This window comes from Dokdonella sp. (assembly GCF_036518555.1).
GTDB lineage: Bacteria > Pseudomonadota > Gammaproteobacteria > Xanthomonadales > Rhodanobacteraceae > Dokdonella_A.
Genome location: NZ_DATDMY010000027.1, coordinates 1 through 21,103 on the forward strand (window position 1 = coordinate 1; position 21,103 = coordinate 21,103).

The 21,103-nt window shown below is 71.3% G+C and carries 20 protein-coding genes; 6 read left to right on the forward strand and 14 right to left on the reverse strand.

Annotated elements, in window-relative coordinates:
• Positions 1–65: 65 nt before the first annotated feature.
• From VI238_RS01705 to VI238_RS01725, 5 genes are all read right to left on the reverse strand, one after another.
• Complete coding sequence (locus VI238_RS01705; protein ID WP_331647773.1) at positions 66–671, reverse strand: GNAT family protein; 606 nt, start codon at positions 669–671, stop codon at positions 66–68.
• Positions 672–762: 91 nt separating this feature from the next.
• Complete coding sequence (locus tag VI238_RS01710) at positions 763–2,292, reverse strand: DHA2 family efflux MFS transporter permease subunit (protein ID WP_331647776.1); 1,530 nt, start codon at positions 2,290–2,292, stop codon at positions 763–765.
• A gap of 7 nt (positions 2,293–2,299) precedes the next feature.
• Complete coding sequence (locus VI238_RS01715) at positions 2,300–2,524, reverse strand: hypothetical protein (protein WP_331647778.1); 225 nt, start codon at positions 2,522–2,524, stop codon at positions 2,300–2,302.
• Positions 2,525–2,588: 64 nt separating this feature from the next.
• Entirely contained in the window at positions 2,589–3,704 is a 1,116-nt protein-coding gene (locus VI238_RS01720) for an HlyD family secretion protein (RefSeq protein WP_331647780.1), read from the reverse strand.
• The gene (locus VI238_RS01725) at positions 3,701–4,168 is read right to left on the reverse strand and encodes a MarR family winged helix-turn-helix transcriptional regulator (RefSeq protein ID WP_331647782.1); all 468 of its coding nucleotides are present in this window, start codon (positions 4,166–4,168) and stop codon (positions 3,701–3,703) included. Before VI238_RS01725 ends, VI238_RS01720 begins: the two co-directional genes overlap by 4 nt.
• 265 nt (positions 4,169–4,433) lie before the next feature.
• Here VI238_RS01725 and VI238_RS01730 point away from each other — a divergent pair, with 265 nt between their 5' ends.
• The 4 genes from VI238_RS01730 to VI238_RS01745 all read left to right on the forward strand — a co-directional run bounded on the left by VI238_RS01730 (position 4,434) and on the right by VI238_RS01745 (position 9,564).
• Positions 4,434–4,964 (forward strand): O-acetyl-ADP-ribose deacetylase, encoded by a 531-nt coding sequence (locus tag VI238_RS01730; RefSeq protein WP_331647784.1) that lies wholly within the window; start codon positions 4,434–4,436, stop codon positions 4,962–4,964.
• A gap of 126 nt (positions 4,965–5,090) precedes the next feature.
• Positions 5,091–6,899, forward strand: coding sequence for an assimilatory sulfite reductase (NADPH) flavoprotein subunit (locus tag VI238_RS01735; protein ID WP_414650013.1), 1,809 nt, complete (start codon positions 5,091–5,093; stop codon positions 6,897–6,899).
• A 191-nt stretch (positions 6,900–7,090) separates the two neighbouring features.
• Positions 7,091–8,845: an assimilatory sulfite reductase (NADPH) hemoprotein subunit gene (cysI, locus tag VI238_RS01740; protein ID WP_331647786.1), complete on the forward strand. Its 1,755-nt coding sequence runs from the start codon at positions 7,091–7,093 to the stop codon at positions 8,843–8,845.
• Positions 8,842–9,564 carry a phosphoadenylyl-sulfate reductase gene (locus VI238_RS01745; RefSeq protein ID WP_331647788.1) on the forward strand — a complete coding sequence of 241 codons (723 nt, stop codon included), beginning with the start codon at positions 8,842–8,844 and terminating at the stop codon, positions 9,562–9,564. The genes cysI and VI238_RS01745 overlap by 4 nt, the downstream gene beginning before the upstream one ends.
• A 75-nt stretch (positions 9,565–9,639) precedes the next feature.
• On the opposite strand, the gene VI238_RS01750 is transcribed toward VI238_RS01745, so the two are convergent.
• Complete coding sequence (locus VI238_RS01750) at positions 9,640–10,629, reverse strand: LysR substrate-binding domain-containing protein (protein WP_331647790.1); 990 nt, start codon at positions 10,627–10,629, stop codon at positions 9,640–9,642.
• Between the two features lie 297 nt (positions 10,630–10,926).
• On the opposite strand from VI238_RS01750, the gene cysG reads away from it, so the two are divergent.
• Together cysG and cysK are read left to right on the forward strand one after the other, a co-directional pair.
• Positions 10,927–12,375, forward strand: a complete 1,449-nt coding sequence (gene cysG, locus VI238_RS01755; protein ID WP_331647792.1) for a siroheme synthase CysG — start codon at positions 10,927–10,929, stop codon at positions 12,373–12,375.
• A gap of 59 nt (positions 12,376–12,434) precedes the next feature.
• A complete protein-coding gene (cysK, locus tag VI238_RS01760; RefSeq protein WP_331647794.1) occupies positions 12,435–13,391 on the forward strand; it encodes a cysteine synthase A in 957 nt (318 codons plus the stop codon).
• Positions 13,392–13,431: 40 nt separating this feature from the next.
• Here cysK and VI238_RS01765 read toward each other — a convergent pair whose 3' ends face one another.
• From VI238_RS01765 to VI238_RS01800, 8 genes are all read right to left on the reverse strand, one after another.
• Positions 13,432–14,142: an aspartate/glutamate racemase family protein gene (locus tag VI238_RS01765; RefSeq protein WP_331647796.1), complete on the reverse strand. Its 711-nt coding sequence runs from the start codon at positions 14,140–14,142 to the stop codon at positions 13,432–13,434.
• A 7-nt stretch (positions 14,143–14,149) separates the two neighbouring features.
• Positions 14,150–14,476, reverse strand: a complete 327-nt coding sequence (locus VI238_RS01770) for a DHCW motif cupin fold protein (RefSeq protein WP_331647798.1) — start codon at positions 14,474–14,476, stop codon at positions 14,150–14,152.
• A gap of 278 nt (positions 14,477–14,754) precedes the next feature.
• Positions 14,755–15,765, reverse strand: a complete 1,011-nt coding sequence (locus tag VI238_RS01775; RefSeq protein ID WP_331647800.1) for a class I fructose-bisphosphate aldolase — start codon at positions 15,763–15,765, stop codon at positions 14,755–14,757.
• A 157-nt stretch (positions 15,766–15,922) separates the two neighbouring features.
• Positions 15,923–16,951 (reverse strand): hypothetical protein, encoded by a 1,029-nt coding sequence (locus VI238_RS01780; protein ID WP_331647802.1) that lies wholly within the window; start codon positions 16,949–16,951, stop codon positions 15,923–15,925.
• A gap of 66 nt (positions 16,952–17,017) precedes the next feature.
• Complete coding sequence (locus tag VI238_RS01785; protein ID WP_331647804.1) at positions 17,018–17,458, reverse strand: energy transducer TonB; 441 nt, start codon at positions 17,456–17,458, stop codon at positions 17,018–17,020.
• Between the two features lie 420 nt (positions 17,459–17,878).
• Positions 17,879–19,345: a pyruvate kinase gene (gene pyk, locus VI238_RS01790; protein WP_331647806.1), complete on the reverse strand. Its 1,467-nt coding sequence runs from the start codon at positions 19,343–19,345 to the stop codon at positions 17,879–17,881.
• Positions 19,346–19,439: 94 nt separating this feature from the next.
• Entirely contained in the window at positions 19,440–20,087 is a 648-nt protein-coding gene (locus tag VI238_RS01795; RefSeq protein ID WP_331647807.1) for an HAD hydrolase-like protein, read from the reverse strand.
• Positions 20,084–21,103, reverse strand: a 1,020-nt coding sequence (locus tag VI238_RS01800; protein ID WP_331647809.1) for a hypothetical protein, incomplete at its 5' end; no start/stop codon positions are given. The genes VI238_RS01795 and VI238_RS01800, both read right to left, overlap by 4 nt.

Sequence of the window (21,103 nt, forward strand, 5' to 3'; positions counted from 1 at the left end):
TGCGCGGCTTCGCACCGGCCCAGGGAGAATCCGATCGCGTGTCGTCCTTGGCCATCGTCGTCCGCTCAGCGCCCTGCGGCGGGCGTCGCCATTGTGGCAGATTCGGGCGCATCCGCCGGTGCGTCGAGTCGGCTGCGCACGCGCGCGTACATGACGATGTCGAGCAGTTCGCCGCGCTTGACCACGGCCGACTTGTGCACGCCCTCGCGCTCGAAACCGGCCTTCTCGAGCACGCGCATCGATGCCGGGTTGTTCGCGTAGACCGTCGCATACAGGCGGTGCAGGCGGAACAGTGCCATCGCGCGCGGCGCGAACGCGCCCACGATCGCGGTCATCAGCCCGCGTCCCCAGTAGCGGCGGCCGAGCCAATAGCCGAGTTCGGCCGAATGACGGTGCACGTCGGTACCCGGATGCAGGCTCACGCCACCGACCGCGGCTCCGTCGACCTCGATCGCCCAGGCACGATCGGATTCGTCGACCGCGCGCGCGAGCCAGGCGCGGCCGTCGTCGCCCGTGTACGGATACGGGAAGCGGTCGCGCAGGCCGCGCGACACGTCGGAGTGGCTCGCGTTCGCGACGAGGCTGTCCAGATCGTCCGCGCGCCACGACCGCAGCAGCGCGACGCCGCAATCGAGGTGCGGCAACGGCAGCGTGTCGGGATCGATGGCCATGCGGCGATCGTACCGCCAGCGCGCCCCGCGTGCGCCCGCACGTCGGCCGTCCGGCCGGCGCGGCTTCGCGCTCGCCGGCCGCGCGATGGGATCAGTGATCCGCGACGAGTGCCGGAGCCGCCGCGCTGCGCACGGGCTTGAGCAGGAGCAGCAGCGGGATCGACGCGACGGTCAAGACCATCATGAGCCAGAAGTCGTCGAGGAATGCGATCGCGCTCGCCTGCCGCGTGACCTCGGCGTTGAGCAGGGCGAGATTCGTCGCGCCGTGGCCGAGGGTCGCCGCAAGCTGCGACGCGTTGTCGCCGAATGGCGACACGCGCGCGGCGATCTCGGCATGGTTGAGCTGGGTATTGCGCGACAGCAAGGTCATCACGATCGAGATGCCGACGCTCGAGCCGATGTTGCGCATGAGGCTGAAGATGCCGGCGGCTTCGGTTCGCGCGGCCACCGGCAGGGTCGAATAGGCGACGGTCGAGATCGGCACGAACACGAGGCCGAGGCCGAGGCCCTGCACGACGCCGGTGGCGACGATCGTCGATTGCGGCACGTCGAGGTTGAAGCGCGTCATCGTCCACAGCGAATACGCGGTGAGCAGCATGCCGATGCCCGCGAGCACGCGCGCATCGGCACCGCGCGCGAGCAGGCGGCCGACCAGCATCATCGCGATGAGCGTGCCGACGCCGCGCGGCGCGAGCAGCAGGCCGGTGGTCACCACCGGATAGTTCATGAGGCCCTGCAGGAAGGGCGGCAACAGCGCCATCGTCGCGAACAGCACGACGCCGAGCACGAAGATGAACAGGTTGCTCGCGAGGAAATTGCGGTCGGCGAACAGGCCGAGGTCGACGAACGGACGCGCGCTGAACGTCCAGTGCACGGCGTAGAGGTAGAAGCCGAGGAACGCGAGCGCGGCCTCGACCCGGATCTCGACCGAGCCGAACCAGTCCTGCTGCTCGCCGCGATCGAGGAACAGCTGCAGCGCGCCGATGCCGATCGCGAGGAACGCGAAGCCGCGCCAGTCGAAACGCGACTGGCGCGTTTCGTCGGTCGGCAGGCTCGCCGCGACGCCGAACAGCGCGAGGGCGCCGATCGGCACGTTGATGAGGAACACCCAGTGCCAGCTGTAGCTGTCGGTGAGCCAGCCGCCGAGCGGCGGGCCGAGGATCGGGCCGACCATCACGCCCATGCCCCACAACGCCATCGCCGCGCCGTGCTTCTCGCGCGGGTAGACGTCGAGCAGGGTCGACTGCGACAGCGGCACGAGCGCGGCGCCGAACAGGCCCTGCAGCAGGCGGAATGCGACCATCGCGCCGATGCCCGTCGCCATGCCGCACAGCACCGACGCGAACGTGAAGCCCGCGATCGCGATGAGCAGCAGGCGGCGGCGCCCCATGACCGAGGCGAGCCAGCCGGTCGCCGGCGTCGCGATCGCCGCGGCGACGATGTACGAGGTCAGGACCCAGGAGATCTGGTCCTGCGTCGCCGACAACGTGCCCTGCATGTTCGGCAGCGCGACGTTCGCGATCGTCGTGTCGAGCGCCTGCATCAGGGTCGCGAGCATCACCGACACGACCAGCAGGCCGCGGTTGGCGACTTCGCGATGGGTGGCGTCGGCCGCGGTCACGGTGCCCTCAGCGCAACGCGTCGCCGAGCGTGCTCGCGTGACGCGTGTAGGCGTCGCGCGCGATGCGACGCGCGATCTCGCGATAGACCGGCGACAGCTCTCCGGTGCGGTCGGTGAAGGCGGACTGGGCGTCGAATGCCGCAGCGATCGGCGCGGGTGCGGCGTGGGCGTGGGCGTGGTACTGCCACGCGGCTGCTTCGGTCAGAGGTTCGTAGGTGTGCTCACGAAACATGGTCGGTATCCGTTCGGTTCGGGGTTGCGCTGCGGGCCGTCTTCGCGCGGCCGATGCGCGGTGGTCACGGCGCCCTTGCGACGCTCGCGTTCGGTTGCGGCTCACGACCGTGCCAACGGCCGATCACCGAGTTCTGCCTGCCGGTGTCGATCTCGACCACGGCGCTCATGCCCGCGCGCAGGATCATGCCGTCCTCCGGCGCATCGTCGAGGGTGAGGCGCACGGGAATGCGCTGCACGATCTTGACCCAGTTGCCGGTTGCGTTCTGCGCGGGCAGCAGCGAGAACTCCGAGCCCGACGCGGGACTGATCGAGGCGACGCGCGCGCGCCACCTGCGCCCCGGGAACGTATCGACCTCGATCGTCGCGGGCTGGCCGACGACGACATGGGTAAGGTCGGTCTCCTTGAAGTTCGCGTCGACCCAGAGCGTGTTGGCGACGAGCGGCATCGCCGCCTGGCCGACCGCGAGGAAATCGCCCGGTTGCAGCGTGGTCTTGCCGATCGTGCCGTCCATCGGCGCGCGCACGGTCGCATGCTCGAGGTCGAGTTTCGCCTGCGCGAGCTGGGCGAGCGCGAGCTTGTAGCCGGCGAGTTCATCGTCGGGCGTGCTCGGCAAGCCGCCGAGCATGTTCTGCGCCTTGCCGAGTGCGGCGCTGTTCGCGTCCTGCTTCGCGCGCGCGGCGGCGAGGTTGTTGGCCGCGTCGTCGAGCGCCTGCTGCGCGATCAGACCGCGACCCCGCAGCTCCTTCATGCGTTCGAACTGCTGCTTCTTGTAGTCGAGGTCGGCTGCGGACGAACGCACGTCGGCCTGCGCCGCGGCGTAGCCGCTGCGCGCGGCGTCGAGCAGGCTGCGCACCGACTCCACCTGCGCCTGCATGCGCGCGGCCGCGATCTGCAGCGGTTCGGGGTCGATGCGGAACAGCACGTCGCCCTGGTGCACGGCCTGGTTCTCGCGCACGGCGACCTCGACGACGCGACCGCCGACCTGCGGCGCGATCGTCACGCGGTCCGCCTGTACGTAGGCGTTGTCGGTCGAGGCGTACCGCCCCGACGTGAGGTAGAGCCAGACGCCGACGCCGAGCACGAGCGCGGGCCCGGCGATCCAGAGCGTCGTGCGCCACCCGCCGCGCGCGCGCGGTGCGGCGGCGGCCTGGGCGATCTGCGGTTGCTTGTCGGTCATGGCTGGTCCCGGTGGTCGTCGGTCGCGCCGTCGTCGAGCGCGTTGAGGTTGTCCTTGAGCTGCCCGAGCACGCGCACGAGCGCATCGAAATCGGCGCGCGTGACGCCGCGCAGCGCGTCTTCGCGCAGTCCCGCGCCGATCACTTCCATCTCGTCGACGATCGCGTGCGCCTTCGACGTCAGGTGCAGGCGCCAGCGCCGGCGGTCGGCGGGGTCCGCGCGCCGCTCGACGAAGCCGGTCTTCTCGAGCCGGTCGACGACGCGGCCGACCGGAATCGGCTCCATGTCGAGGTAATCGGCGAGTTCGGTCTGGCTCAAGCCCTCGTGGCGACGGATCACCTTGAGCGCGCGCCACTGCGCGCGGGTCAGCTCGAGCCGCGTCGCGCGTCGGTCGAAGTGCTTTCGCATGAGCCGCGTGACGTCGTGCAGCAGGTAGGCGAACGTGTTGTCGGTTGTCGTGATCATCATTGCTGCGAATATTATGTACTAGGACATATAATTTCAATACCTCTCGGTACAAATTATTTGCAGCGCAGCAATCAGTTCGGAAGGATTTGCGGAACAAGGGCTTGCCCGATGCGAGGGTGGTCGCGATCGGGGCCTCGATCGGGCCGGACGGCGGGCGGACCGCGCCGCGATGCGCGCCCGGTCAGGACGCCGCAGCCCCGGGTTGCTGGGGGAGCGATGAATCGCGAAGCTCGCACCGACTCGCACCTCGGCGCATCCCGCAATGAACCTTCGCGTCATCGAAGCCGACATCACCACGGTCGCGGTCGACGCGATCGTCAACGCCGCGAACGGCAGCCTCCTGGGCGGCGGCGGCGTGGATGGAGCCATCCACCGCGCCGCCGGCCCCCGACTGCTGGAGGCCTGCCGCACGATCCCCCTCCGCGGCGGCGCGCGCTGCCCGACCGGTGAAGCGCGCATCACGCCGGGATTCCGGCTGCCCGCGCGCTTCGTGATCCACACGGTCGGACCGGTCTGGCGCGGCGGCACGCACGGCGAGGCGGACCTGCTCGCCGCGTGCTATCGGAACGCGCTCGCGCTCGCAGCCGAACACGCGATCGCGACGATCGCCTTTCCGGCGATCAGCTGCGGGGTGTACGGCTATCCGATCGACGCCGCGACCGCGATCGCGGTCCGCGAGGCGCGCGCGTGGCTCGGCGGCGGGCGCGAGCCGCGAGCCGTCGTGTTCTGCGCGTTCGGCCGCGCGATCGCCGATGCGTACCGGAGCGAACTCGCCGGCGCGGACGAACTCTGACCGATCCCCGCGCCGTGCCAGGCCACGCGGCACGATCGCGCATATGCGCATGCCGACGCCTTCTTTCCGTGGCGCGCGATCCGCACCTAGCATCCGGGGTCCACGGACGTCTGTACGTCCGAATGGATGGGTGCCGTGTCCGCCGTACCTGCGATGCCGATCGCGCCGTTGCCGGAGGCGATGTCCGCCGAAGCCCTGCGCCTGCTCGACGCCCTCGACGCAGCCGCACTCTGGTGGCTGTCGGGCTACGCCGCCGCGCTCGCGCGCAGCCGCGCCACGAGGGCGCCGTCGGCGCCCGCGCGCGATGCGGCCGCGCGCGAGCGCCTCACGGTCGTGTACGGCAGCCAGACCGGCAATGCGCAGCGCCTCGCGGAACGCCTCGCGCGCGATGCCGAAGCCGATGGACTCGGGGTGCGCGTCGTGCGCGCAAGCGCGTACCCGACGCGCGAGCTCGCCGTCGAACGCCTCCTCGTCGTCGTGATCAGCACGCACGGCGACGGCGATCCGCCCGACGATGCGCGCGCCTTCGTCGATTTCCTCTGCGGCAAGCGCGCGCCGCAGTTGCCGGCCCTGCGCTACGCCGTGCTCGCGCTCGGCGATTCGAGCTATCCGCAGTTCTGCGCGACCGGCCGCCGCGTGGACGCACGCCTCGCCGAACTCGGCGCGACGCGCCTGATCGACACGGGTGAAGCCGACGTCGACGTCGAGGCCGTCGCCGCGCCGTGGCTCGCGCGCGCACTCGGATGCGCCCGCGAAGCGCTCGAACCCGCGCCCGCGCGCAGCGCGACCGTCACCCCGTTGCGCGCGCCTCCCGCCGCCGGCGAATGGACGCGTGAGCAGCCGTTCGCGGCTGCGTTGCTCGCGAACCAGCGCATCGTCGCGCGCGACAGCGCGCGCGATATCCGCCACCTCGAGTTGTCGCTCGCCGGTTCCGGCCTCGCCTACGAACCCGGCGACGCGCTCGGCGTGTGGGCCGTCAACCCGCCCGCGCTCGTCGCCGCGGTACTCGAGGCGAGCGGCCTCGACGGCGACACGCCGGTGTGCCACGCCGGCCGCAGCCTGGACCTGCGCGACTGGCTCGCGCGCGAACGGGAGCTCACGCGGCTTGCGCGACCGTTCGTCGCTGCGCACGCGACGCGCGCGCGCAGCGACGATCTCGATCGCCTGCTCGCGCCGGAGCGGCGCGACACGCTCGGCGCGTTTCTCGCGGGTCGCCAGCCGATCGACCTGCTGCGCGAGTACCCCGCCGCATGGACGGCCGGCGACCTCGTCGCGGCACTGCGCCCGCTCGCGCCGCGGTCCTACTCGATCGCGTCGAGCCGCAAGGCGGTCGGCGACGAGGTGCACCTCACGGTCGGCGTCGTCGCCTACGAGGCGTTCGGTTCGCTCCATGTCGGCGCGGCTTCGCAGTTCCTCGCGCACGCGGACGACGACCAGCGCGTACCGGTCTACGTCGAGGCGAACGAGCGTTTCCGCCTGCCATCGGACCCGACCCGCGACATCATCATGATCGGGCCCGGCACCGGCATCGCGCCGTTCCGCGGCTTCGTGCAGGAGCGGCGCGAGATCGGCGCGCGCGGCCGCAACTGGCTGCTGTTCGGCAATCGACGTTTCCGCAGCGAGTTCCTCTACCAGGCCGAATGGCAGGCTGCGCTGCGCGATGGCTGCCTGCATCGCCTCGACCTCGCGTGGTCGCGCGAAGCACCGCGCGGCTACGTGCAGGACCGCGTGCGCGAGCGCGGCCGCGACCTGTACGCGTGGCTCGACGACGGTGCGCACCTGTACGTCTGCGGCGACGCGACGCGGATGGCGAAGGACGTCCACGCCGCGCTGCTCGATGTCTTCGTCGAGCACGGCGGCGTCGACCGCGAGCGGGCCGAGGAACGCCTGTCGCAACTGGTGGAGGAAGGACGCTATGCGCGCGACGTGTACTAGGGCAAGCCCCGACGCCGGGGCTTCGCGGGCGCGGCGGCTCTCGCCGGACCGTCGCTTGGCAGGATCGGCGTCGTCCGCGCGCGCGCTCGCATCGACGACGCGAGCCGGCGCCCCCTGCCTGTCCTCCCACGTCGAACTCCGGCGCAGCCACCCGTCGCTGCGCGCTTGAACGAGAGCGGTCTCCACACCCCATGTCCACGACACGTTCCGAACTCGAACGCATCAAGGCCGAAAGCCGCTACCTGCGCGGCACGCTCGTCGCGAGCCTCGCCGACCCCGTGACCGGTGCGATCAGCGAAGCCGACAACAAGCTGCTCAAGTTCCACGGCAGCTACCAGCAGGACGATCGCGACCTGCGCGAGGAACGCCGCCTGCAGAAGCTCGAACCCGCCTACGCGTTCATGATCCGCGCGCGCCTGCCCGCCGGCGTCGTCACGCCCGCGCAATGGCTCGCGTTCGACGCGATCGCGCGCGACTTCGCCGACGGCACGTTGCGCATCACGACGCGCCAGACGTTCCAGTGGCACGGCGTGATCAAGCGCGACCTCAAGGCGACGATCGCCGCGATCCACGCGAGCCTCGCCGACACGATCGCTGCCTGCGGCGACGTCAACCGAACCGTCGTCGCCTCGGCCAACCCGCTCGAATCGGCGGTGCACGCGCAGGTCCACGCGTGGGCGACGCGCCTGTCCGAGCACCTGTTGCCGAAGACGCGCGCATATCACGAGATCTGGCTCGACGAGGCGCCGGTCGACGCCGCGCGCGGCGATGGCGACGCGCGCGCCATGACGCGTGTCGCCGGTCCCGACGACGTCGAGCCGCTCTACGGCGCGACCTACCTGCCGCGCAAGTTCAAGATCGGCATCGCGGTGCCGCCGACGAACGACGTCGACGTGTTCGCGCAGGACCTCGGCTTCATCGCGATCGTCGAGGACGGCGTGCTCGCGGGCTTCGACGTCGCGATCGGCGGCGGCATGGGTGCGACGCACGGCGATCCGTCGACGTATCCGCGCCTCGGCGACGTGATCGGTTTCGTTCCGTCCGGGCGCGTGCTCGAGGTCGCCGAGCACGTGATCGGCGTGCAGCGCGACTGGGGCAACCGGCGCGAGCGCAAGCACGCGCGGCTCAAGTACACGATCGACCATCGCGGACTCGATGCGTTCGTCGCCGAGCTCGAACGCCGCCTCGGCTTCACGCTCGAACCGGCTCGTGGATTCCGCTTCGACCACAACGGCGACCGCTTCGGATGGATCGAAGGTGCCGACGGTCGCTCCCATCTGACCCTGAGGATCGAGTCCGGTCGCCTCGCGGACCGCGAAGGTCGCGCATGGCTGACCGGCCTGCGCGCGATCGCGCACGCCCTCGCGGGCGCCGATCCAAGCGAGACCGCCGCATTCCGCCTCACCTGCAACCAGAACCTCGTCGTCGCGAACGTGCCGGCGGCACGGCGCGCGGCGATCGACGCGCTCGTCGCGCAGTACGGCCTCGACGACGGGCGCCGTGGCAGTGCGATCCGTCGCCATGCGATCGCCTGCGTCGCGCTGCCGACCTGCGGCCTCGCGATGGCGGAGGCGGAGCGGTACCTGCCGGACCTGCTCGCGAAGATCGAGCACCGCCTCGACGCGCACGGCCTCGCCGATGCACCGATCCTGCTGCGCGTGTCCGGCTGCCCGAACGGCTGCTCGCGTCCCTACCTCGGCGAGATCGCGCTCGTCGGGCGCGCGCCCGGGCGCTACGACCTGCGCGTCGGCGCCGACTTCGCGGGCCGCCGCCTCAACCGCGTGTTCCGCGAGAACATTGCCGAACGGGAGATCCTCGACGCGCTCGATGCGCTGTTCGCGCGCTACGCCGCCGGGCGCGCGCGCGAGGAGCGCTTCGGGGACTTCCTGCTGCGCACGGGCGTGCTCGCGCCTCCGACGCGCATCGCCGCGGGAGTCAGCGCATGACGCCGCCCGACATCCTGAGTGCCGCCGAGGACGCGCGCGCGCTCGCCGACCTCAACCGCTGGCTCTCCCGCCAGGACGCCGAAACCCGCGTCGATTGGATGCTCGGCACGCTGCCCGGTTCGCACGTCCTGTCGTCGAGTTTCGGCGCGCAGGCGGCGGCCAGCCTGCACCTCGTCAGCCGCGCACGACACGACGTGCCGGTGATCTTCATCGATACCGGCTACCTGTTCGCGCAGACCTATCGCTTCGCCGACATGCTCACCGAACGCCTCGGCCTCAACCTCAAGGTGTACCGGCCGCAGATCGGCGCGGCGTGGATGGAGGCGCGCCATGGCCGCCTGTGGGAACAGGGAATCGATGGCATCGAGCGCTACAACCGCCTGCGCAAGGTCGAACCGATGCAGCGCGCGCTCGACGAGCTCGGCGCGCGCACCTGGTTCGCGGGGCTGCGGCGCGCGCAATCGGCGAGCCGCGCCGGCACGGACTTCGTCGAGCTGCGCAACGGCCGCTGGAAGGCGCATCCGATCGCCGACTGGAGCGACCGCGACGTCGGTCGCTACCTCGCCCGGCACGACCTGCCGTACCACCCGCTGTGGGACGAGGGCTACGTCTCGATCGGCGACGTGCACACGACGCGGCGCTGGGAGCCCGGCATGAGCGCGGACGACACGCGCTTCTTCGGCCTCAAGCGCGAGTGCGGCCTGCACCTCGAGGTGTGAGGCGCCGACGCGCACGGCGTCGCGCATCGCACGCGCGCCGCTTCGATCGGGCGCGGCAGGCTGCGGTCTGGCGGCTCAGGCCGCGAGCCGCGCGGCGTCGAGCTCGCGCCAGCGCGGCGGCGCCGGCCACTCGTCGACGCCGACGCCATGGTCGAACGCGCGCCGCACGTCGCGCCGATCGAGCTGCGGTGCGAAGCGCGCGATGAACTCGAGCGCGTACTCGCGCAGCACGCGGTCGCGGCGCAGCACGATCCACGTCGTGCAGGCCGGCAACAGCCCGTCGATGTCGATGCCGACGACGTCGCGGTCGGCCGGATCGAGCGCCATCTCGGCGAGCACGCCGACGCCGAGGCCGGCAGCGACGTAGGTGCGGATCAGATCGGCGTCGCGCGCCGTGAAGGCGAGGTGCAGCGGCAGTCCGGCCTGTTCGAATGCGCGCCGCAGCGAGGAGTCGGGCTTGAGCGAGGATTCGTAACTGACGAGCGGGTGCGCGGCGAGGTCGGCCAGCGTCGGCGCGCGACCGAGCTTGGCGAGCGCATGCCCGGTCGGCACGACCGCGACGCGCTCCCAGCGGTAGACCGGCAGCGCGAGGCCCGCCGGCGGCGGTGCGCCCACGGTCGACACGACCGCGAGGTCGGTCTGGCCGCGCTCGAGCAGCTCGAGGATCTCGGCGTCGCCACCCGGCTGGAGGTGCACGCCGACGTCGGGGTAGCCGTCGCGCAGGGCGGCGATCGCGCGCGGCAATGCGTAGCGGGCCTGGGTGTGGGTGGTCGCGATGCGCAACGCACCGTGCTTCTCGTTGCGCAGGTTCGCGGCGAGTGCGCGGATGTTGGCGGCTTCGGACTGGATGATGCGCGCGCGCTCGATGACCTGCGCGCCGGCGGCGGTGATCGCGTCGAGGCTCTTGCCGCGCCGCGTGAAGAGGGAGAAGCCGAGCTCTTCCTCGAGCTGCTTGAGCTGCTTGCTGAGGCCGGGCTGGGTCGCGTGGACGCGTTCGGCGGCGAGCGTGATGTTGAGGCCGGAGTCGGCGATGGCGATGAGGTAACGGAGCTGGGCGAGCGTCATGTCGGAGCGTCCACGGGTGGCCTGTGTCGGCGGGGCGTCGAACCGCTGATCGTCGTCGGGCAACACATCGGCTTGCACTTGGGGGATTCCATCGCCTGCTCCTGGACTCGGGTTGCCGCGCACGCGCACGGATCGTCCAGACTATCCGACCGTGTTTTGGATGTCTAGCCGTCCAAATCGCGGGAGCGGCGCCGGCTGCGCCGGACATGACGGAAGGGCATAAGCGGCGGCGCGGCCGCCATTTCCACGCCAACGCCGTGCGGACGTAGCCTGCACCGCCCGCTTCCACGTGCCGTCATGCCGCTGTACCCGATCTTCGCCGATCTCCGCCATCGCGCCGTCCTCGTCGTCGGCGGCGGCGCTGTGGCCGCGCGCAAGATCGACGGCCTGCTGCGCGCCGGGGCCCGCGTCACGGTCGGCGCGCCCGCGCTGGAACCGGGCCTGGCCGCGCTCGTCACGCGCGGACGCATCCGCCATCGCGACGGCCCGTACGTCGACGCTTGGCTCGACGGCGAGCGCGACGGAGGCGCCGATCGCTGCTGGCTCGTCGTCGTCGCGACGGACGACCTCGCGCTCAACCGCCGCGTCGCGCGCGCGGCCGAGCGCCGCCGCATGCTCGCCAACGTCGTCGACGACGCGGAACTGTCGACGTTCCACGTACCCGCGGTCGTCGACCGCGCGCCGCTGCAGATCGCCATCTCCAGTGGCGGTGCCGCGCCGATGCTCGCGCGCCTCCTGCGCGAGCGGCTGGAGACCCTGCTCGACGCCGCCCTCGGCCCGCTCGCGACGCTCGCCGCGCGCTATCGCGCGCGTATTCGCGCTCGCCATCGCGACCCCGGCGCGCGGCGCCGGTTCTATTCCACGCTGTTCGGCGGCGCCGTCGCCGACCTGCTGCGCAAGGGCCAACCCGCGCTGGCCGAGTCCGCGCTCGAGGCCGCGCTGTCCGCAGCGACGGTGCCGCAGACGGGCTCGGTCGCGCTCGTCGGTGCCGGCCCCGGCGACCCCGGCCTGCTCACGCTGAAGGCGTTGCGCGCGCTCAACGAGGCCGACGTGATCCTGCACGATCGCCTCGTCGGCGCGGGCGTACTCGCGCTCGCGCGGCGAGACGCGCTGCTCGTCGATGTCGGCAAGGGCGGCGGCGCACGCTCGACCGCCCAGGAACGCATCCACGGCCTGCTGCTCGAGCACGCGCGCGCGGGTCGGCGCGTGGTGCGCCTCAAGGGCGGCGACCCGTTCGTGTTCGGCCGCGGCGGCGAGGAACTCGAGTTCCTGCGCGCGCACGGCGTGCCCTACGAGGTCGTGCCCGGGATCACCGCGGCGCTCGCGTGCGCCGCCTACGCGGGCGTGCCGCTGACCCATCGCGACCGCGCCCAGTCGGTCCGCTTCGTCACGGCGCACTGCCGCGACTCGCTCGATACGCTCGACTGGCGCGCGCTCGCGCAGGAACGACAGACGCTCGCGGTGTACATGGGTGTCGCCGGGCTCGGCGCGCTGCGCGAGCACCTGCTCGCCCACGGGCGCGCGGCGTCGACGCCGTTCGCGCTGGTGGAGAACGGTTCGTGCGCGTCGCAGCGCGTCGTGACCGGCACGCTCGACCAGTTGCCGCGGATCGCCGACGCGCACAAAGTATGTGCGCCGGCGCTGCTGATCCTCGGCGAGGTCGCAGCGCTGGCGCGGACCCTGCACTGGTTTGGCGCACCGCCGCTGGGACCGGCCGACGCCGTGTCCGAGCGACACGCGGCCTGACGTTATGCGACTGGAGGGTCCGGCCCGCCGGATCGCTTCGCCCCCCTTGAGGACCCGACATGATCCACGACAGCATCCTCGACACCATCGGCCGCACGCCGGTCGTCAAGCTGCACCGCCTCGCGCCCAAGCACGTCGAGCTGTACGTGAAGGTCGAGGCGTTCAATCCGGGCGGGTCCGTCAAGGACCGCCTCGCACTCGCGATCGTCCTCGACGCCGAACGGAAGGGCTTGCTCAAGCCCGGCGACACGATCATCGAGGCGACCTCGGGCAACACCGGCGTCGCGCTCGCGATGGTCGCGGCAGCGCGCGGCTACGCGTTCGTAGCCATCATGACCGAGACCTTCTCGATCGAGCGCCGCAAGCTCATGCGCGCCTACGGCGCGAAGGTGATCCTCACGCCCGCGGCCGAGCGCGGCAGCGGCATGGTGCGCAAGGCCGAGGAGCTCGCGAAGAAGCACGGCTGGTTCCTCGCGCGGCAGTTCCAGAACCCGGCCAATCCCGCCTACCACCGGCAGACCACCGCCGCGGAGATCCTGCGCGATTTCGCCGGACGCCGGCTCGACTACTTCGTCACCGGCTGGGGCACCGGCGGCACGCTGACCGGCGTCGGCGAAGTACTGCGCGCTGCGCGCCCCGAGGTCAAGGTCGTCGCGAGCGAGCCCGCGGGCGCGGCGCTGCTGTCCGGCGGCGAATGGAAACCGCACAAAATCCAGGGCTGGACGCCGGACTTCGTGCCCGAGGTGCTCGACCGCGGCGTCGCGCATGCGATCGAGCCCGTCGACGACGTCGTCGCGCGCGATACCGCGCGCCGGCTCGCGGCAGAAGAAGGCATCTTCGTCGGCCTCTCGTCGGGTGCGACGCTCGCCGCCGCGCTGAAGGTCGCCGAGTCCGCACCACAGGGGTCGGTGCTGCTCGCGATGCTGCCCGACACCGGCGAGCGGTATCTCTCGACGTTCCTGTTCGAGGGCGTCAACGAAGGCTCCGACGACGAGTGGCTCGCATCGCTCGGCTGACAGGCAGCGCAGGCTGTTCGCGACGCGGCCTCGCGGTCCGCTACGGCGCGGTGGCCGTGGGGTCCTCGAGCGCCGCGTCGACCGCGGCGCGCGCGTGCAAGGCGGTGGTGTCGAACAGCGGCACCGGCGCATCGGACGCGTCGACGAGCAGCGCGATCTCGGTGCAACCGAGGATGATGGCCTGCGCCCCGCGCGCGACGAGGCCGCGCATGACGTCGCGGTATTCCGCTCGCGATTCCTCGCGCACGATGCCGACGCAGAGCTCGTCGTAGATCACGCGGTGCACGCGCTCGCGCGCGACGTCGTCCGGCACGAGCACCTCGAGGCCGTGTCCGCGCAGGCGCTCGCGGTAGAACGCCTGCTCCATCGTGAACCTCGTGCCGAGCAGGCCGATGCGCGTGAAACCGGCCGCCTTGATCGCCACCGCGGTCGGATCGGCGATGTGCAGCAGCGGGATCGCGACCGCGGCTTCGAGCGCGGCAGCGACCTTGTGCATCGTGTTCGTGCACAGCACGAGGAAGTCCGCGCCCGCGCGTTCGAGCGCGCGGGCGGCGTCGGCGAGCGCGACGCCCGCGGCGTCCCAGTTCTCCGCACGCTGCAGGCGTTCTATCGCGTCGAAGTCGACGCTGTAGAGCACGAGCCGGGCCGAATGCAACCCGCCGAGGCGATGCTTGACGCCTTCGTTCACGAGCCGGTAGTAGCCGAGCGTCGATTCCCAGCTCATCCCGCCGATGAGGCCGATCGTCTTCATTCGCGCCTCAGTCGACGATGAGGCGCGCGCCGACTGTCGTCGACGAAAGGTGGGGCTCGGCACCGTCGCCGACCTGGTGACTCATGCCCGGGGCGAGCGTGAAGCGGCGCCCGTCCTCGAGTTCGGTCTGCAGTTCGCCCTCGACGCAGAACAGGATGTGCCCCTTGCTGCACCCGTGGTCGGCGCGATATCCGGGCGTGTACGCGACGAGCCGCACGCGCACCGCGCCGAACTCGCGCGTGCGCCATAACGCGGTGCCGCTCGCGCCCGCATGCCCGGTCGGCTCGAGTCGCATCCAGTCGGTCGTGTCGAACGCGAACGGCGGCATCTGCATGGGCGGTTCCTCGCGGGCGCGGGGCGCCGCGGCAGGATAGCGTGGACCCGCGGCGATGGCGTGCGCGCCGGGCCGGCGTGCGCGCGAACGGCGGCAACCCGATGGCCCCCGGGCGCGACGACCCGTGCGGTTCCGGGGTCGATCGAATCACCGCCTGCGGTGCGCATGCAACGCGGCGGAGCTCGCAACGGGTCCGCTCCAATCGAAACGAAAAACGGGCGCCGTAGCGCCCGTCCTTCGCATGCGTCGTCAGGCGATCCGCGACGGATCGCGCGGCGTCACGCCACCTTCTTCCACTGGCCGAGCGCGGCAAGGCCGTTCTGCTTCGCCCGCAGCACGACCATGTCCTGCGCGGCCTTGAAGTTGGCCTGCATGTCCTTCGCCCACAGCTGCAGCGCGGCGGTCTGCATCGCGCGGCCATACGAGAACGACAGCGGCCACGGGTGCGGACCCATCTGGTTCATCGCATTGAGATGCGCGGTCGCCTGTTCATCGCTCTGGCCTCCGGAGAGGAACACGATGCCGGGCAGGGTCGCGGGCACCGCCGACTTGAGGCAGCGCACGGTCGCCTCGGCGACCGTGTCGACGTCGGCCTGGTCGTCGCAATCCTTGCCGGACACGACCATGCTCGCCTTGAGGATCGTGCCTTCCAGCAGTACGTTCTGTTCGTACAGCGCGCCGAACAGCGAGCGCAGCGTCGCCTCGGTCACCTCGTAGCAGACGTCGATGTCGTGGTCGCCGTCCATGAGCACTTCGGGCTCGACCATCGGCACGATGCCTGCTTCCTGGCAGAGCGCCGCGTAGCGCGCGAGCGCATGCGAGTTCGCCTCGATGCAGGTGCCGCTCGGCGTGTCCTCGCCGATCGTGATGACCGCGCGCCACTTGGCGAACTTCGCGCCGAGCTTGGCGTACTCGGCGAGGCGCTCGCGCAGGCCGTCGAGGCCTTCGGTGACGAGCTCCCCGGGGAAGCCCGCGAGCGGCTTGGCGCCGAGATCGACCTTGATGCCGGGCAGGATGCCCGCGTCGAGCATGATCTTCGTGAACGGCACGCCGGCCTTGGTCGCCTGGCGGATCGTTTCGTCGTAGAGGATCGCGCCGGAGATGTGCTCGCCGAGTTTGGGCGCGGTCAGCAGCATCTCGCGGTAGGCGCGACGGTTCTCCTCGGTGTTCGGCACGTTGACCGAGTCGAAGCGCTTCTTGATCGTGGCGGTGGACTCGTCGATCGCGATGATGCCCTTGCCCGGTGCCACCATCGCCTGGGCAATGCTTTCAAGCTCTTCGATGCTCATCAATGACTCCGTGGCGAAACGAAAAGGCGCCACGGCCGCAGGATGGCTCGGCCGGGGCGCGGGATGATTTTCAGGGCCGGGGATTATAGGTCAGTTCCGCGGCAGGCGCTGCCCGGCCATGGCGACCGTTCAGGGATCGCGAGATCCCCGCGCGCGCTCAGTACGGCGACTGCCAGCGCCGCGCGAGGCCGATGCCGAACGCATCGCCCTCGACGAGCTCGAGTTCGAGCGCCTGCGCTCCGGTGGACGTGTCGACGAGCACGCTGCCGTGCTCGTCCGCGAGCGCATCGGCGAGCTCGTCGATCACGAACGCCTCGACGAGCCAGCGGAACGCCGCGGCGAAATCGGGGCAGGCGCCGTTTGCCGACAGGTTCTCGTCGCCGCCTTCCTGCGAGGTCCAGTAGTAGATGCCGCGCGCACCGCACGCCTTCGTCGGCGGCGGCCGGTACAGCAGGCCGCCGAGACCGTCGCCGACCTCGGTGAACAGCAGCGTGCTCGCCCTGAGGAATTCCTGCATGTCGGGCGAATAGTCCTCGCGCATGGCCGCCTCGGGCGTGCCCCAGTCCTTGACGATCGCGCCGTAGGCGTCGCGCAGGTCGGCGGCCGACGTCATCGAATGGTCACCGATGCGGATCGCGCCGACCGTGCGCTGCATGGACACGAAGTCGGCCGGCAGATCGAAGCCGAGGCGCTGCCGCGCAGCGTCGAGCGTCGCCGCGCCCGCGGGCGTTCCGGCATCGAGGTAGACCTCGACGCCATGCTCGCGCGCGAACGCGCGGGTAGCCTGGATGAAGGCGTCGACGCGCTCGCCGTACGGCCGGCCGGGCTTGGCGAGCAGCGCGGCCGCCGGCGCGAAGTCGAGCAGCGCGATCGCCTGCTCGCCCTTGCGCGTGCGCTCGCCGCCGTCGCCGCGCAGCGCGTACCCACCGTGCGCACGCAGCGCGTGCGGACCCTGCGCGAGCTCGAAGCGGCACAGCACGCTGCGCGCCGCGTCCCGGGCGACATCGCGACGCACGCTGCAGGCCGGCGCGCCGTCGACATCGATGACGAGGTCGATGCGCGCGTCCTGCAGCGGCGACCGTACTTCGACCGGCACGGCCGCGGCCGGCGTGCCCACGAGGGCGGCCAGGAGCGCCGCGGCGAGCGCGGCCGCGGGGAACGGACGCAGGGAATCGGGCTTCGACACGGGATCCTTCCTCTCCAGTCGCGTCGCGGCGCGCGTTCGTCGCGCGCCCGCCATGCGTGCGGGCTCTCAGCGGTCGTTCCAGCCGAGCTTGTCGATCTGGCACTGCTTCATGACCGCCGTGCGCGCAGCCGCATCGGTCGGCGCGTTGAACGGGAAGATCAGCCAGCTGAACACGCGGTCGCGCCCCGCGTTCGTCACGGTCGGCTCGAAGCGCATGTTGGTCGCCATGCTCGTCGCGACCTTGGCGAGGTCACCCGCAGGCACGACGCGCTGCACCTTGATCGTGCTCGTGTGGCCGTCCTTCTCGACCACGAACGACACCGCCGCGCAGCCGGGCGAGCTGATGTTGCGCGCCATGATCGGCACGTCGGCCTCGACCGACGCGTTCACCAGCGTCCAGTAGCCGGCGAGCTTGTCCGGCACGACCACGCGCGGCGGCGCGTCGGATTGCGCGAAGGCAACGGCGCTGACCAGCGCGAGGGCAGCGAACGGAACGGCACGCAGCATGACGCGACCTCCTGTGCGATCGATGATGCAGTTTACGCCGATCGGCGCGAAGCGGTCGCCGGCGGCGACCGTCGTGGGAGCGGGACGCAGGGTGGGACGCAACGCGCGAGGCGTCGATGGACGCGACGCGACGCGCCTCATCGCGAGCCCCCAACGCCACGCAGGGGCGCTACGCGTCGGGCTCGCCGGCATCGCGCGCAGGAGGCGCGGAGGGATCGCCGTAGCGCAGGCGATGCAGCAACCCCGTCAGCCCGCGCGCGCCGAGCACGAGCGCGACGCCGGCCGCACACTGCAGGGGCGACCGACAGCACGGACCCTAGCGTGGACGCGCCGAGCAGGACCGCGCCGAGGCGGACGACGATGCAGAGGATCGAATACAGCGACGTGCGCATGATGCCCGGCTCCTTCGCCCTCGGCGGCCTACAGGTCGTTGAGTCCCTCGGCGACGCCGTCGGCGCCGACCATGAGCAGCTTGAGCGTGTTCGTGCCGCCGCCCTGGCCGGTGTGATCGCCGTTCGTGACGAGCACGCGGTCGCCGACGGCGAGATGCCCGAGGCGGTAGAGATGCTGGATCGCGTCGCGCGACGCCTGCGTCGGCCCGACGCCTTGCGCGTCGAACTCGACCGGGTTCACGTCGCGGTACAGCAGCATGCGCCGCCGCGCGGCGGCGTTGCGCGAGAGCGCGTAGATCGGCACGGTCGAGCGATAGCGCGACAGCCACTGCGCGGTCGCACCGCTCTCGGTCAGCGCGATGATCGCGCGGACGCCGACCTGGCTCGCGAGAAACATCGCACCGAGCGCGATCGCCTGGTCGGTGCGGTCGAGCCGATGCGCGCCGGGGCTCAGGTCCTCGGTCGGTTCGAACTGCCGCTCGGCGCCGAGGCAGACGCGGCGCATCGCCGCGACTGCCTTGTCCGGATGCTTGCCGGCCGCGGTCTCCTGCGACAGCATCACGGCATCGGTGCCGTCGATGACCGCGTTGGCGACGTCGAGCACCTCCGCGCGCGTGGGGATCGGCGACTCGACCATCGACTGCATCATCTGCGTCGCGGTGATGACGACGCGCGAGCGCGTGAGCGCCTCGCGGATGATCTTCTTCTGCAGGCCCGGCAGCTCGGCGTCGCCGATTTCGACGCCGAGGTCGCCGCGCGCGACCATCACCGCATCCGAGGCTTCGATGATCTCGGCGAGGTTCTCGATCGCTTCGGCGCGCTCGATCTTCGCGACGAGCGCGGCGCTGCCGCCCGCCTCGTGCAGCAACCGGCGCGCCTGCTCGATGTCGTCGGCGACCTTGACGAACGACACCGCGAGGAAGTCGGCGCCGAGCTCGGCGGCAAGCCGGATGTCCGCGCGATCCTTGTCCGACAGCGCGGCGACGGTGAGGCCGCCGCCGAGCCGGTTGATGCCCTTGCGATCGGACAGGCGTCCGCCGGCGAGCACGCTGCAGCGGATCGTGCGGTCGACGATGTCGACGACGTCGAGCGAGACGAGGCCGTCGTCGAGCAACAGCACGTCGCCCGGTTTCACGTCGCGCCAGAGGTCGTGGTAGCTGACGCCGACGCGGGTCGCGTCGCCGGGCGGCGCGTCGGCGCGGCAGTCGAGCGCGAACGCCTGCCCCGGCACGAGTTCGACCGGGCCGGCCGCGAAGCGCTCGATGCGGATCTTCGGGCCCTGCAGGTCGGCGAGCACGCCGACTTCGACGCCGAGTTCGGCGGCCGCCGCTCGCACCGCATCGGCCCGTTGGCGGTGGTCGACCGCGCTGCCGTGCGAGAGGTTGAGGCGCACGACATTGACGCCTTCGGCGATGAGCTTCTTCAGCGCACCGGGCGCGTCGGTCGCCGGCCCGAGCGTGGCGATGATCTTGGTGCGGCGAAGCTGCTCTGCCATCCGCGTCGTTTCCGTTCCAGACGAGCCCGCTACGCTAGCAGCGTCACCGCGACGGCGTCCATCGCGGCGCGCGACGACGAAGGAGGGCGATGCCTCAGGCGCGGTGCGCGAGCAATCCGGGCAGTTCGGCAGGCTCGTTCGCGATCGCGTCGGCGCCGGCATCGCGCAGCTCGTCGACGCTGCCGAAGCCCCAGGCGACGCCGATCGCGCGCACCGCGTTCGCCTTCGCGCCAGCGATGTCGAAATGGCGGTCGCCGATCATCGCGGTGGCATCGGGCGCGACGTCGAAGTCGGCGAGCGCACGCGCGATCATCGCGGCCTTCTCGCTGTCGCGGCTGCCCGGCGCCGCCGCGTACACGCGCGCGAAGCGGTCGCCGAACGGCAGGTGACGCACGATCTTCTCCGCGTACAGGTCGACCTTGCTCGTCACGACGGCCAGTCGCGTGCCGCGCGCGGCGAGCGCGTCGACGATCGCGCCGACGCCGTCGTAGACGCGGTGCTCGCGCCAGCCGACCTCGCTGAAGCGCTCGCGATAATGGTCGACCGCGCGTTCGACCGCGACCGGATCGTCGCCGAGCGCGAGCGGGAACGTCGCGCGCAGCGGCGGACCGATCCAGCCACGCAAGGTATCGCGCGGCGGGCTCGTCGCGCCGAGCCGCGCGAGCGCATATTCGATCGAACCGACGATGCCCGCCTCGGAGTCGATCAGCGTACCGTCGAGGTCGAACAGCGCGAGCCTCACCCGTCGAAGCCGTTCTTGAAGATGAGGTCGACGACGGTTCCGCGCTGCAGGTTCAGCACGAAGCCCTCCGCGCTCGTCGCCGTCACGCTCACCGTGAACGCGTTGCCGGGCGCGGTCCAGCTCTCGCCGACCTTGAACATCGAGCCTTCGTTGTTGGCCGTGTCCGCGGGCGGCACGCTCGCGTCGACGCTCCAGGCGGGTTCGTCGCGCGTCGTGTCGACCTCATGGATGATCACTGCATCGCCGGCGAGGTTCGCCTCGTAGTAGCCGCTGCGCTTGCGTGCTTCGATCACGTAGTAGTGGCTGGCCGGGGCCGGAGCGGGCAACGTGACGACGATCATCTGCGCGTGCGTCGAGCCGCGCAGGCTCGCGCGATCGAGCGTGATGCCGTTGTAGGCGCCGTTCGCGGACACCGTGAGCTTGCGCGCGGCGTCGATCCAGCCGAGGTCGTCGCGCGACCAGATGCCGATGTGCTTGGGCTGCGTACCGTAGGTCGCATCGTGGCCCGCGTTGTCCCAGGCGTCGCTCATGACGTCCCACGGGTTGTCGTACGGGTTGCCGTCGCCGTCGGAGTTGTTCGCGTGCGGCAGGCCGAAGCCATGGCCCATCTCGTGCGCGAGCGGCGCTTCGTTCGCGTAACCCCAGGGCGGCTCCCACGTCACGTACCAGACCTTGCCGACGCCATCGAGCGTCGCGAAGCGGCTGCCGCCCCACGCGTAGCCGTCGAGGTCGTCGTTGTAGAACGTGTTGACGCCGACGAAGTTCGCGAAATTGACGCTCGCGTCGGCGACCGCGGTGCAGTCGTCGAACAGCGCGCCGAGGTTCGCCGAACCGCCCGCGGGCACGTAGTACGAACGCGGATGCGGCAGCGTGAACCAGCCGTAGGCGACGCTGCCGGCGACGTCGGCCTTGTCGTAGGACACCTCGCGCCAGTAGTGGTCGAGGCGCCCGGTCTGGTTCGACAGCATCGTGCTGAAGTACGGCACGTCGTGCGGCTGCGCCGCGACGTCGCTGAA